The organism is Streptomyces sp. NPDC002018, from assembly GCF_042890865.1.
In the GTDB taxonomy this organism is placed as follows: Bacteria; Actinomycetota; Actinomycetes; order Streptomycetales; family Streptomycetaceae; genus Streptomyces.
The window spans coordinates 115861-128548 of the sequence record NZ_JBIASO010000001.1; the positions used below are offsets into that span (position 1 = coordinate 115861).

General features: G+C 70.0%; 10 protein-coding genes. 7 read left to right on the forward strand and 3 right to left on the reverse strand.

All coding sequences use genetic code 11. The annotated features are described in order from the left end of the window. Positions 1-380 precede the first annotated feature (380 nt). Complete coding sequence (locus ACFYYH_RS00550; RefSeq protein ID WP_388543907.1) at positions 381-1613, forward strand: MFS transporter; 1233 nt, start codon at positions 381-383, stop codon at positions 1611-1613. Between the two features lie 45 nt (positions 1614-1658). Here ACFYYH_RS00550 and ACFYYH_RS00555 read toward each other — a convergent pair whose 3' ends face one another. Beyond that, a complete protein-coding gene (locus ACFYYH_RS00555) occupies positions 1659-2555 on the reverse strand; it encodes an alpha/beta fold hydrolase (RefSeq protein ID WP_388545236.1) in 897 nt (298 codons plus the stop codon). Between the two features lie 106 nt (positions 2556-2661). Here ACFYYH_RS00555 and ACFYYH_RS00560 point away from each other — a divergent pair, with 106 nt between their 5' ends. After that, a complete protein-coding gene (locus tag ACFYYH_RS00560) occupies positions 2662-3075 on the forward strand; it encodes a winged helix-turn-helix transcriptional regulator (RefSeq protein WP_388543910.1) in 414 nt (137 codons plus the stop codon). A gap of 130 nt (positions 3076-3205) precedes the next feature. Here ACFYYH_RS00560 and ACFYYH_RS00565 read toward each other — a convergent pair whose 3' ends face one another. Both ACFYYH_RS00565 and ACFYYH_RS00570 read right to left on the reverse strand, forming a co-directional pair. Then, positions 3206-5575 carry a glycoside hydrolase N-terminal domain-containing protein gene (locus ACFYYH_RS00565; protein WP_388543913.1) on the reverse strand — a complete coding sequence of 790 codons (2370 nt, stop codon included), beginning with the start codon at positions 5573-5575 and terminating at the stop codon, positions 3206-3208. A 375-nt stretch (positions 5576-5950) separates the two neighbouring features. Then, the gene (locus ACFYYH_RS00570; RefSeq protein ID WP_388543915.1) at positions 5951-6487 is read right to left on the reverse strand and encodes a CGNR zinc finger domain-containing protein; all 537 of its coding nucleotides are present in this window, start codon (positions 6485-6487) and stop codon (positions 5951-5953) included. 61 nt (positions 6488-6548) lie between these two features. Here ACFYYH_RS00570 and ACFYYH_RS00575 point away from each other — a divergent pair, with 61 nt between their 5' ends. From ACFYYH_RS00575 to ACFYYH_RS00595, 5 genes are all read left to right on the forward strand, one after another. Beyond that, entirely contained in the window at positions 6549-7715 is a 1167-nt protein-coding gene (locus ACFYYH_RS00575) for an epoxide hydrolase family protein (protein ID WP_388543918.1), read from the forward strand. Positions 7716-7811: 96 nt separating this feature from the next. Next, positions 7812-8579, forward strand: a complete 768-nt coding sequence (locus tag ACFYYH_RS00580) for a hemerythrin domain-containing protein (RefSeq protein ID WP_388543921.1) — start codon at positions 7812-7814, stop codon at positions 8577-8579. Positions 8580-8669: 90 nt separating this feature from the next. Next, entirely contained in the window at positions 8670-9581 is a 912-nt protein-coding gene (locus tag ACFYYH_RS00585; RefSeq protein ID WP_388545237.1) for a TIGR03619 family F420-dependent LLM class oxidoreductase, read from the forward strand. 60 nt (positions 9582-9641) lie between these two features. Then, positions 9642-11558 carry a gamma-glutamyltransferase family protein gene (locus ACFYYH_RS00590; RefSeq protein ID WP_388543924.1) on the forward strand — a complete coding sequence of 639 codons (1917 nt, stop codon included), beginning with the start codon at positions 9642-9644 and terminating at the stop codon, positions 11556-11558. A 66-nt stretch (positions 11559-11624) separates the two neighbouring features. Beyond that, entirely contained in the window at positions 11625-12512 is an 888-nt protein-coding gene (locus tag ACFYYH_RS00595) for an inositol monophosphatase family protein (protein ID WP_388543927.1), read from the forward strand. The last annotated feature ends 176 nt before the right edge of the window (positions 12513-12688 follow it).

A 12688-nucleotide genomic window follows, 5' to 3' on the forward strand; every position in this document is an offset into this window, starting at 1 on the left:
ACGGGGGGGGGGGGGGGGGGGGGGGGGGGGGGGGGGGGGGGGGGGGGGGGGGGCGGGGGGCGGGCGCCGGGGGCCCCGCGGGGGGGGGGGGGGGCGCCGGGCGCGGCCCCCCCCCCACCCCTGTCGTTGTGGCGCCCGTGACGGTGTGGCGCCGCGTCGGTCTTCCCGGCCGCCCTGTCGGCCGGGCTGCCTTTTACGGCCCGGCTGTCTTTCGCGGCTCGTCGGCCGGTCGGCCCGTCGTGCGGAGCCCGGAGGGATGTACCCCGTACGGTCGCACCGGGGGCGGGTGCGGCCCGTCTGCCCGTCCGGGGCGCCTTCTCCCGGCATGGTGGGGGAAGTGATCCGGTAGCGGGGACCCGCACCGCCGATGGGAGGCCACAGTGACCGCGCGTGAGTCCGCGTCCGGGGTCGCCGCGCCCCCGCCCCGTATGACACGGGCGCTGACCCTGCTGTTCGCGATCGCGGGAGGCGCCGCCGTAGGGAGCCTCTACTACGCGCAGCCGCTGCTGGACGTCATCGCGGGGGATCTGCGGGTCAGCCAGGGGGCCGTCGGCCTGCTGATCACGGCGACGCAGATCGGTTACGCGCTGGGCATCCTGTTCATCGTCCCGCTCGGCGACTTCCGCGACCGGCGCCGGCTGATCCCCCTGATGATGACGCTCTCGGCCGTCGCCCTGGTGGCCTGCGCGGTCGCGCCCGAGATCATCACCCTGGCCCTCGCCATGGTCGCGGTGGGGGTGACGACGGTGTCGGGACAGATCCTCACCCCGCTCGCGGGGGACCTCGCCGACGACGCGTCCCGGGGAAGAGTCGTCGGCATGGTCGTCAGCGGGCTGCTCTCGGGGATCCTGGTGGCCCGGATCTTCAGCGGACTGATCGCCGAGGCCACCAGTTGGCGGGTGGTGTTCCTCATCGCCGCGGCCATCGCGCTCGTCCTCGCCCTCCTGCTGCGGCGCTCGATCCCCCGGCTCGCCCCGAAGACGACGGCGATCTCCTACGGCGCGGTGCTGCGATCGGTCTTCTCGCTGATCGCACACGAGCGCAGGCTCCAGGTCACCATGGTGCTGGGGGCGACCGGCTTCGGTCTGTTCACGATGTTCTGGACGGCGCTCACCTTTCTGCTGAGCGATCCGCCGTACCGCTATCCGATCTGGGCGATCGGTCTCTTCGGTATCGCGGGCCTGGTCGGCGCGGTCGCGGCCCAGGGCGCGGGGCGGGTGCACGACCGCGGCTGGTCGGTCACCGGTACGGGGCTGGCCTGGCTGCTCGTGACCGTCGCCTGGGTCATCTCGGGATTCGGCGGTCACCTCCTCGTCTTCGTGCTCGTCGGCATCGTGCTGCTCGACATCGGCGTCCAGGGCCAGAACATCCTCAACCAGTCGAGGATCTTCCAGATCTCCGCCGCCGCGCGCAGCCGCCTCAACACGGCATACATCGCCGGCAACTTCGTCGGAGGCTCCCTCGGTTCCTTCGCCGCCGCGCTGCTCTGGTCGGCGGGCGGCTGGCGGGCCGTCTGCCTCACCGGAGCCGCGCTGTCCGTCCTCGCGTGCCTGCTCTGGCTCGTGGCCCGCCGCGGCGCCCTGCGCACCGCCCCGCCCCTGGAACAGCCGTAGCCCTGCCGGCGTCGACCCATGTCACCGGCCACGCCCTGCGCTCCGTCAGCGGCCGTCCGTGGAAAGGAAGGGCCGTAGGAGGGTCAGCAAGGCATCAGGACGGTCCAGCGGGATGATGTGCCCGCAGTCGGTCAGGACATGGCCCTCCACATCGTCGGCATGCGGGCGCACTTGGAGCTCCAGTGCCCGGCCCACCGGGTTGGCGCCGATCACCATCGTGGGGATCGTCAGGCGGGTGGAGTTGACGGCCTCCTGGATCTGGCGGGCGGTGAGCGGCCGGGCTCGGTACACGGAGAACGCACAGCGCAGCGCCTCACTTCCGGTGTAGCCCCGGACGATCGCCTCGCGTATGTCCGGACGGATGCCCCGCCCGGAAGTACCCCGGTCGAGGAACCAGTCGACGTAGATCTCCTCGTGTCCGGGCAGCACGGACTCGGCGAGGCCGGGCACACTGTGGAAGCCGAACCACCACGGCGGGTCGGCGGTGAGGAATTCCTCGCCCTCGGCGCCGGGCAGTTGGCCGAGCAGTGATTCCATGAGTACCAGCCGCCGCACGAGATCCTGCCTGCGCATGGCCAGAAGAAACGCGGGCGGTACACCTATGTCAATGCCCACCACGGCCACGGAGGTCTCGCCCAGTGCCTCCAGGAGACCTTCGGCGTCGGCGGCCAGCGTGATCGCGTCATAACCGTCCGCCTCGCGGGCACTGGCGCCGAAGCCCCGCAGATCCGGCGCGATGACCCGGTACCGCTGGGCCAGTTCGGCCATGACAGGTATCCACATCTGCCAGGTCTGGGGGAAGCCGTGCAGCAGAAGGACGGCGGGACCCTGCCCGGCTGTCGCGACGTTGAGTTCCGTGCCGTTGGTCTTGACCCGGCGCAGTTCGATCCCGGGGTGCTGGATATCGGAGTGCTGGATATCGGGGGACACCGGGACAGACATGGGAGACATAAGGGCTCCTTCAGTAACAATTACCTACAGCGAAAATCCTAGGTGGGTAGGGTGAGGTATCCAAGGCCGCACTTTTCGCTCAGGTGGTGAGTTCCAGGTGACCTCCCAGGTCGGACGTGGGTCTTCCGACTCACCGGGGGATGTGTTGTCCAACCCGCAGTGCCCGACAGGCCGGCTGCTCGACCGGATCGGAACGAAGTGGACGTCGCTGGCGGTCAGGGTGCTGGCGGAAGCGTCACCCCAGGAGGTGCGGTTCGGTGAGCTACAGCGCCGCATGCCTGGAATCTCACAGAAGATGTTGTCGGTGACCCTGCACAACCTGACGAGGGACGGGCTGGTCACACGCAGGGTCGAGCCGTCGGTGCCGCCGCGTGTGCACTACCGGCTCACCGAACTCGGTCTGTCGCTCGAAGCCGCTCTGGCCGTGGTCCGCGCCTGGGCACAGGAGCACATGCCCGAGGTCGACCGCGCGAACGAACTCAGTTCCCGAAGCGGGCCGACGGACTCGTGATCGGGATGGCCGAGTCCCGGTGGTCCAGCCGGCCGGAGGCCGGGCAGGGCGCCCAGCCCCGGGCGCCTGCCGCTTCGAGGCCGGCCACGTCGACCCCATGGACGCGGCCGCCCTCATCAGGCCTGCGGGCTCAGGGAATGCGCACCGTCACGGACTCGTGGGGCTTCAGGAAGATCTTCTTGCGGAAGTCACCGGCGCGCAGCTCGGTCGTCGTCCCGCCCACGCTGCGAATGGTCGCCAGCCTGGCCCTTCCGTCGCGCCAGGACAGGTCCACCTCGAAGCCGCCGCGGGCACCGATTCCGGTCACCGATCCCTTGTCGGCCCAGGCGGCGGGGAGAGCGGGGAGCAGTTCGATCACTCCCGGCCGGGAGTAGAGGATCATCTCCAGAGCGGCAGTGGCGCCGCCCAGGTTCGCGTCGATCTGGAAGATCGTGTAGCTGCCCTGGCTGTACATGTCGAACCAGTTGGCGGAGGTGCCGTTCCCGTTGTTCATCGACGGCCGCAGGATGGTCAGATAGAGCTGGTACGCCTTCTCGGCGTCCTTCAGACGGGACCAGCACAGGGACCGCCACGCGCACGCCCAGCCGTAACTGTCCATGCCCCGCGCGGTCAGCAGCGCGCGGACGCCTTCGAGCAGCGCGGCCGGACTGGTGTCGGCGGCGATCCTGTCGCCGGGGTAGAAGCCGATCAGCGGAGACAGGTGCCGGTGCGTGGTCTCGCCGAGGTTGTCCGGGCTCATCCACTCTTCGAGCCACCCGGTCTTGGGGCTGACTCGCGGCAGGTAGAGCTTGGCCTGCGTCGCGGTGAGCGCGGAGGCCAGCTCCGCGTCCCGGCCGAGCACGCGGGAGGCGGTCCTGAATTCTTCGAACAGCTCCCACGCCAGTTCCTGCGCGTAGGTGATGCCCTTGCTGTCTCCTCCGTGCTCCGGTGACCAGGCGGTGTCGTCGATCAGCACCTCGCGGGTCGTCCCGTCCGGGTCGGTGACCGTCGTGGGGATCAGGCGCGCCTGCCAGAATTCGGCGGCGCCCTTGAGGACCGGGTAGATCAGCTCCAGGTAGGAGCGGTCCTGGCTGTACTCGTAGTGGCGCCAGAGCGAGTTGCAGAGCCAGGCGTTGCCGGACGGGTGCCACACCCAGCCGCTGCCGCCGTGGATGTTGGTGGAGAACGCGACCGCCCAGCCGGCGATCTTCCCCGAACTGTTGCGGAAGCGGTTGTGCTCGTTGTTGAACAGTCTCTTGGTGACATCGGTCCAGACAGGAAGCTGCGACACGCAGTACTTGGCCAGGGCCAGGGAGTTGTCGCCCAGCCCCGCCGGGTCGGCCAGCCAGTAGTTCATCTGGATGTTGATGTCGGTGTGGTAATCCGCGTACCAGTCCGGGTTGTTGTTGTGCACCCAGATCCCCTGGAGGTTCATCGGGAGCCAGTCGCGCGAGCCGGTGATGGTCAGGTACCGGCCGTACTGGACGTAGGCGGCCTCCAGCTCCGGGTCCGGCGTGGAGCTGTCGGTGTGCCGGACCGCGATGCGTGACCACGAGTCCAGCGACCGCTGCACCTGCGACGACCTGCCCAGATCGATCGAGAACCGGTTGTAGAGCCGCTGGTAGTCGGCCACGTGAGTGTGCAGCAGCTTGTCGGCCGACACCTTCGCCGTGGCGGTCACCTTGGCGCGCGCCACGGTGAGGGGGACCGTGTCCGGATCCCGGTACTGCTTGGCGGCGTCGGGGCTGTAGTTGGTGCCACCGCTCACCACGATCAGTACCTCGCGGCAGCCGTCGAAGGTTATCCTGCCGCTGTCCACCCTGACCCGGCCGCCGGTGCTGACCGCGGTCACCGCGGCGGCGTAGTCCAGGCCGTTGCCCAGCGTCCCGGTGAACGACAGCAGTCCACGGTCGCCGGACGTGGTCTCGTCGTGTGTGCCGGCGAGCGCGATGCTGCCCGTGTGCGGGCCGTCGCCGCTGAGCCGGATCACGACCGCGTCGTCCGGGTGGCTGGCATAGATCTCGCGACGGTAGCGGACGCCACGCAGCCGGTAGGTGGCGGACACCACACCGTTGCTCAGGTCGAGCTGGCGGCGGTAGTCGCTCAACTGGTCGCCCGAGTGGCCGGGCAGCGCGACGCGGAGCTTGGCCAGCAGCCCGAAGCTGCCGAAGTCGTCCTTGCCATAGGGCAGTTGCCCGTCATCGGTCAAGGTGTCGTTGGTGCCGCCGGTCCAGAACGCGCCGTCGGTGAGGTAGAGGAAATCGTCCTCCGGGTCGCATCCGACGAGTGCGCCCAGTCGGCCGTTGCCCACGGGCAGGGCCTCTTCAATGATGCGCGCCTCAACGGCGGGCGTGCGGTACCAGATCGTGGTGGCCTCGTCCTGGGGGACGATGTCCACAGTGGGCGGGCGGACCGGCGCGGCGTGCGCGACGAACGGGGGGAGGCCGCCGGTCAGCGCGAGACCGCCGCCGGCGGCGGCACCGGTGAGACGGAGAAAATCGCGACGCGAGGAAGCGGGCACGGCGAGGGATCCCTTCCAGGGGGAGCGCGCGGGATGGCGTCGTCAACTATTCCTAATTTTTCGACCGCGTCAACGGTCGGCGCACACAGTCATCCGATCTCTTGCCCTTACCCTTTCGGGTTTGCGTCGAGTTTGCGTCTTTTCGGGCTTTTGTGCGGCCTGCATCCCGCCTTGTGTTCCGGTGTGAACGTATGAGGTCGGATGCCTGATGTCTGCTGCCTGATGCCCGGTGTCAGTGGCGTTGTGCGGCGTGGTGTTCCGACCCACCGGCAGGCGCGAGGGGCGAAGCCTGAGCCTGCCCGGCATCTGCCGGGTTCCTGGCCGAACATGAGAAGCGGCCCGCGTACCCCGAAGCCGTCACCGAGGGACCGACTCCTACTGTTGGCGGCGACGGTAGGCGCGGGTCTTGTGCCGGTTGCCGCATACCTCCATCCGGCACCAGCGGCCGCTGCCGTTGCGTGAGGTGTCGTAGAAGGCCCGGCGGCAGTCGGCCGAGGAGCACAGCTTCATGCGCTTCCAGCCGCCGCCGGCCACGCTCGTCGCCACCGTCTCGATGATGGCGTCGAGGCCGGCCACGCCGCTGGCGGCGGCGATGCGCAGGTGCCCGGACGGGTCCGGTGCCAGCCGCAGGGGAAACGAGGCGAGTGCCTGCGCGGCTTTCGCGCTGTCGGTGCCATCGGTGAGCGCTTCTCGCAGGGTGTCACGCAGGGCGACGGCGAGGGCCAGGTCGGACGGGCGCAGTTCCTGCCCCGCGGTGGCCAGGCCGTGCTTCTCGAGCCAGGCGGACAGGTCCTCGACCGAGCTGAGCCCGTCGCCGGGGACGAACTTCTCCCCGTGCCAGCTGAAGGTCCTCTCGTCGAGCGTGTTGAGGAACTGCTCGACCACATCCAGATCCACGGCGCCGCCAGTCATGACACCACTGTAACGACAAGCTGGTGTTGACGACTCGCGACACCGGCTATAGCTTTTAGCGGTGTTGAACTCACAGAAGGCCCCGAAGACAAATGCCGACCCCCTGCTGGCGGTGCCCGACGCCGACCTCGACGATCTGCGAGCCCGACTGCGCGGGACGAGGTGGGCGAAGCCGTGGCCTGTCGCCGGATGGGAGGCGGGCACCGACGGTGAGGAGTTGAGGCGGCTGGTCGACTACTGGGCCTCCGGCTACGACTGGCGCAGGCACGAGGCCGCCGTCAACGCGCTGCCGTCCCGGTTCGCCGACATCGACGGCACGCTCCTGCACTACCTGCGCTTCGACGCCGAGCGCGAGGGAGCCCTGCCCATCGTCCTGACCAATGGCTGGCCGAGCACGTTCTACGAAATGATCGAACTGGCACGAAGGCTCTCGACGCCCTCACGGTACGGCGGTGATCCGCGGGACGCCTTCACGGTCATCGTGCCGTCCCTCCCCGGATTCACCTTCTCCCCCCAGCTCCCGACCCTGGACCGGACGCTTCCCACGCACGAACTCTGGCACCGGCTCATGCGCGACGAACTCGGCTTCGCCCGCTACGGCGCCCACGGCGGCGATCTCGGCGCGGGAATCACCGCCCTGCTGGCCCAGGCCCATCCCGAGTCCGTCGTCGGCATCCATCTGTTGGACGTCGTGAGCACACCGCCCGACGCCGGCGCCGAACTGACCGACGAGGAACGTGCCTACCTGAACGCCTTCGGCGCCTGGGCCCAGGAAGAAGGCGCGTTCGCCCACCAGCAGCGCACCCGCCCGCTCACCCTGGCCCAAGGACTGAGCGACTCCCCCTCGGGCCTGCTCGCCTGGATACTGGAGAAGTACCGGGCCTGGAGCGACTGCGACGGAGATCTCGCCACCCGGTTCAGCGACGACTTCCTGCTCACCCAAGCCTCGCTGTACTGGTTCACCAACACGATCTCGACATCATTCGTGCCCTACTACGAACGCGGCCAGGGGCTCGTGCCCACGCTCGGACGTGTCGAAGTGCCGACCGCGCTCGCCCTGTTCCCCGCCAACCTCGGCGTCGTCGCACCCCGCAGCTTCGTGGAACGCAAATACCACCTCACCCGCTACACGCACCTGCCGCGCGGCGGCCACTTCCCCGCCCACGAAGAACCCGAACTGCTGGCCGACGACATCACCGCCTTCTTCCGGCAGACGGCAGAGGCGTAGCAGTCCGGGTGAGTGGCTGCGCTCCTTCCATGATAAAAACAAAACAAAACAACATCATTTTGTATTCTGCTCTCTATTCAAGGAATCAGTAAGACCATGGACGATGAAGCTGTGGACATGAGCGGGGAAGCCGGGCAGGCGGTCCCGAGGTCCTCAATAAGGGGCTCCGGGGCGCGGGAGGCACCGGCCGATACCCGGGACATGTACATGGTGCACACCATGTTCCGGCGCGAATTCGCGGCATTGCCGGCGCTGGTGCGCGGTGTGGCGGCCGAAGACGCGGAGCGCCGGGCCGTGGTGGCAGATCACATCAGCTTTCTGTCCGGTGTGCTGGAGGCTCATCACCGCGCTGAAGACATTCACTTGTGGCCCAAGCTCCTGGACCGCGGGACCGATGAAATAGCTCCCGTCGTCCAGGTGATGGAGGGTCACCACGAACGGATCGAAGAACTTGCGGCCCAGGTGGCCGCGGCGCTGGCCGGGTGGCGTGAGCGTGCGACAACGGAGCAGGCCGCAGCGCTGGCGCATGTTCTGCGACGCTTGGCCGAAGTGCTCTACGAGCACATGGCTCTGGAGGAGCAGCGCATCCTGCCGCTGGCTGAGAAATATGTGACGGCCGCGGAATGGCGTGCCATGGCGGGTACCAGCGGAGCGGGCCTGCCGCCGGGCAAAATGCCACTGGTCTTCGGCATGACCTTGTACGAGGCTGACCCCGAGGTGATCGAGAACACCCTCTCGTCGCTGCCGTCGGAGGTACGCACCCTGTTGCAGGAGCAGGGGACCCGTGATTTCGCGATGTATTCCGAACGTGTCCACGGGACTTCCACCCCCTGCCGCAGCGCCCCGCTGGGACCCCGGAACTGACAAACGCGAGTGGACCATTACCCGCCCGGACCGTGCGGCGCAGGGGCGCCGTTCACCGACTGATCAACCTTGCACGAAGTGGAGAACATGGTGCGCATCGGATTCACGCTCCCGCAGATCGGAGCTCTGGCTCATTACCCGCGCGAGGTCGCGCGATTCGCTCAACAGGCCGAGCAACTGGGCGCGGACAGCCTGTGGGTGGGCGACCGACTACTGGCCCCGGTCAACCCGACCGTGGGATACGGCGGCGGCGACACCATCCCTGCCGCCTTCCACGCGCTGCTGGACCCGTTCGTCCTCCTGTCGGTCGCAGCGGTCTCCACCGAGCGGGTCCAGATCGGTACGAACGTCCTCAACGCCCCCTGGTATCCACCAGCTTTGCTGGCCCGTTCCCTGACCAGTATCGACCTGGTCAGCGGCGGCAGACTGGTCCTGGGGTTCGGGGTGGGCTGGTCGCCGGAGGAATACGTTGCCGCAGGCGTTCCCATGGTGGAGCGCGGGGCACGCCTGGACGAGTGCCTCGACGCCCTGGACGCCTACTGGTCTCAGAATCCGGTCGAATATCGGGGCAGGCACTGGACCGTTCCGGCGACATACGCGGATCTCAAACCCGTACAGCGTCCCCGGCCGCCGATCTACCTGGGCGGATACTCCCCGGCGGCGATGGGCCGGGCGGCCCGGCGCGCAGACGGCTGGTTGCCGGTGGTCAGGCCGGGTTACGGCACACCCTGGGAGTTCGACGCCGCCCAGATCAACGGCCCGGTCGACCAGCTCAGGAACAGGGCGGTGGAACACGGCCGGGATCCCTCCCAACTCGATCTCGTCCTTCGCGTCTACCCGACCGAGGAAGCCACCGTGGACCAGATCGTCGACGCCCTCACCGGCGCGGAGCGGCACACCCCCGTGGAGCACGCGTTCGTCGACCTCATGGAAGTCGGCCAGGACATCGACCACGCACTCGAATTGATCAGCCATATCCTGAACCGTGCACGCAACACCTGACCGATCTGGCCGGGCAACACCTCCGGACCGGTGCACATGAACAGCGAGGTAAGGGGCCCTGTGTTCACGACCCGACCGACCCTCCAGGGGACCTTCGGCATGGTGTCCTCCACCCACTGGCTCGCCTCGCAGTCCGCGATGGCCGTACTGGAGGACGGCGGCAACGCCTTCGACGCCGCCGTCGCCGCGGGCTTCGTCCTCCATGTCGTCGAGCCGCATCTCAACGGTCCCGGCGGAGAGGTGCCGATCATCCTCGCGCCCGCCGGCGGCGAGGTCCAGGTGCTCTGCGGCCAGGGCCCCGCGCCCGCGGGCGCGACCATCGAGCACTACCGCTCCCTCGGACTGGAACTGGTCCCCGGCACCGGGCCGCTGGCCGCCGCGGTCCCCGGCGCCTTCGACGCGTGGATGGTGCTGCTGCGCGACCACGGCACCAAGTCCCTGGCCCAGGTGCTGCGTTACGCCGTCGGATACGCCGAGGACGGCCACGCGCCCGTCGAACGCGTCGGTGAGACCGTCGAGTCGGTCCGTGAACTCTTCGAGACCGAGTGGACCTCCTCCGCCGAGGTCTACCTCCCCGGCGGCAAGGCGCCGGCGCCCGGGGAACTGTTCCGCAACCCCGCGCTGGCCGCGACCTGGCGCCGGCTGATCTCCGAGGCCGAGTCGGCGGGCACGGACCGGGTGGTCCAGATCGAGGCCGCCCGTACCGTCTGGCGCGAGGGTTTCATAGCAGAGGCGCTGCTGCGCCAGTCCGCCAGTCCCACCAGGGACACCAGCGGCTCACGCCACACGGGCACCCTGACCGCGTCCGATCTCACCGGCTGGTCGGCGGCGTACGAGGCGCCCGCCACCTACGAATGGGACGGCTGGACCCTCTGCAAGGCGGGCCCCTGGAGCCAGGGGCCCGTCTTCCTCCAGCAGTTGGCCCTGCTGCCCTCCCGCGCGGCGGACCTGCCCGCGTACGGCTCGGCGGAGTACGTCCATCTGCTCGTCGAGGGCTGCAAGCTCGCCATGGCCGACCGGGAGGCCTGGTACGGCGACGCCTGGCCCGGCGACAGCGCCCGGCCCAGCGACAGCGGGCCCGATGGCAGCGGTCCCGACGGCAGTGGGTCCGGCGCCAGTGGGTCCGGTGCCAGTGGGTCCGGCGCCAGCGCCGGGATACCGCTCGCCGCGCTGCTCTCCGAGCCGTACAACACCGCCCGCCGCGCACTGATAGGCGAGCGCGCCTCGTACGCGCTGCGCCCCGGCAGCCCGGAGGGCCGGACGCCGGTCCTGAGCACCCACGCCACCGCCGTCGCCACGGGCGAGCCCGGCTTCGACGCGCTCGGACTCCCCGCGGGGGCCGGGGAGCCGACCGTCGCCAAGGACGGTGCCACCCGCGGTGACACCTGCCACCTCGACATCGTCGACCGCTGGGGCAACATGGTGGCCGCCACTCCCAGCGGCGGCTGGCTCCAGTCCAACCCGGTCGTCCCCGAGCTGGGCTTTCCGCTGGGCACCCGGCTCCAGATGGCCTGGCTGGACCCCGGACTGCCGAACTCGCTGACCCCCGGCCGCCGGCCCCGTACCACCCTCACCCCCTCGCTCGCGCTGCGCGACGGCGTACCGGTGCTGGCCTTCGGCACACCCGGCGGCGATCAGCAGGACCAGTGGCAGGTGCACTTCTTCCTGGCGCTCGCCCTGCGCGCGCCCGTCCGTGGCGGACTCGACCTCCAGGGCGCCGTCGACGCGCCCAACTGGCACAACGACAGCTTCCCCGGCTCCTTCTACCCGCGCGGGATGCGGCCCGGCAGTGTGACCGTCGAGGCGGGCACGGACCCGGACGTCATCGAGGGCCTGCGGCGGCGCGGCCACGCGGTGACCGTCGGCGAGCCCTGGTCCGAGGGGCGGCTGTGCGCGGTCGCCAGGGATCCGGAGACCGGTGTCCTGTCCGCCGCGGCGAACCCCCGGGGCATGCAGGGTTATGCCGTAGGACGCTGAGCGTCCCCCGAGCCGTCACACGGCCTGCCCTCCGGCGTGTCACCGGGGCGTGATTGGCTGGTGGGCATGATCGATGACTCTGTGTACGGAACGGTTCCCCTGCCGGAGACGGCGGACGGGCGGACGGGACCGGGGACGTCCGCCGGCCTCCGCGTGTCCGCCGTCGAGGAGGCGGTACGGGCGGCGGCCGCCGCCGAGATCATGCCGCGCTTCCAGCAGCTCGCCGCGCACGAGATCGTCGAGAAGAGCGGTCCGCACGATCTGGTGACGGTCGCGGACCGGCGCGCGGAGGACCATCTCACCGCCTCCCTGACCGCGCTGCTGCCCGGCTCGGTGGTGGTCGGTGAGGAGGCGGTCCACGCGGACCCCTCGGTGTACGACGCGCTGCGCGCGGACGCGCCCGTGTGGATCGTCGACCCGGTCGACGGCACCCGCCAGTTCGTCCGGGGCGAGCCGGGGTTCTGCACACTCGTCGCCCTCGCGCAGGGCGGCGAGGTGCTGGCGTCCTGGACGTACGCGGCGGCGCTGGACGTGATGGCGATCGCCGTCCGGGGCCGGGGCGCCTGGCTCGACGGCGTCCCGCTGCGCTCCGGTTCGCCCGTGCCCGGCGCGGTGCTGTCGGTCGCCATGTCCCACCCGGACTACACCACGGACGCGCAGAAGCGCGCCCTCCTGGGCCTGCGTACCGAGGGCATCGACGCCCGCCCGTGCGGCTCGGCGGGGCTGGAGTATCTGGATGTCGCGCGGGGCGCGCTCGACGCGGTGGCCTTCAACTGGGAGCTGGCCTGGGACCACGCGGCGGGTCTGCTGCTGGTGACGGAGGCGGGCGGCGCGCAGGGGACGCTCACGGGCGATCCTTTCCGTATCACGGGCGGGAACGCGCTGCCCTTCACCGCGGCCCGCGACGCGGCCACGGCGCGACGGGTACGGGAGCGGCTGCTGACGGGGGCGTGACCGCGCGCGGCCGCGCGTCCAGCACGGTCCGTACCTCCCTCACGAGCACGCCCGCCGCCCCCACCGCGACGCCGTCCACGGACAGCCAGGCCCCGCCGTTCACCCAGGGGCCCCACTCCCAGGGGCCCGCGACCCGCACCGGGTGGCCGCGTCAGCCGCGCCGCCATGTCCTCGAC

Excerpts from the sequence above, each read along its gene's own strand:
- ACFYYH_RS00555 (WP_388545236.1), bottom strand. The coding sequence starts at position 2,555 with ATGTCTGTCCCGGTGTCCCCCGATATCCAGCACTCCGATATCCAGCAC.
- ACFYYH_RS00570 (WP_388543915.1), bottom strand. The coding sequence starts at position 6,487 with ATGACTGGCGGCGCCGTGGATCTGGATGTGGTCGAGCAGTTCCTCAAC.
- ACFYYH_RS00580 (WP_388543921.1), top strand. The coding sequence starts at position 7,812 with ATGGACGATGAAGCTGTGGACATGAGCGGGGAAGCCGGGCAGGCGGTC.
- ACFYYH_RS00595 (WP_388543927.1), top strand. The coding sequence starts at position 11,625 with ATGATCGATGACTCTGTGTACGGAACGGTTCCCCTGCCGGAGACGGCG.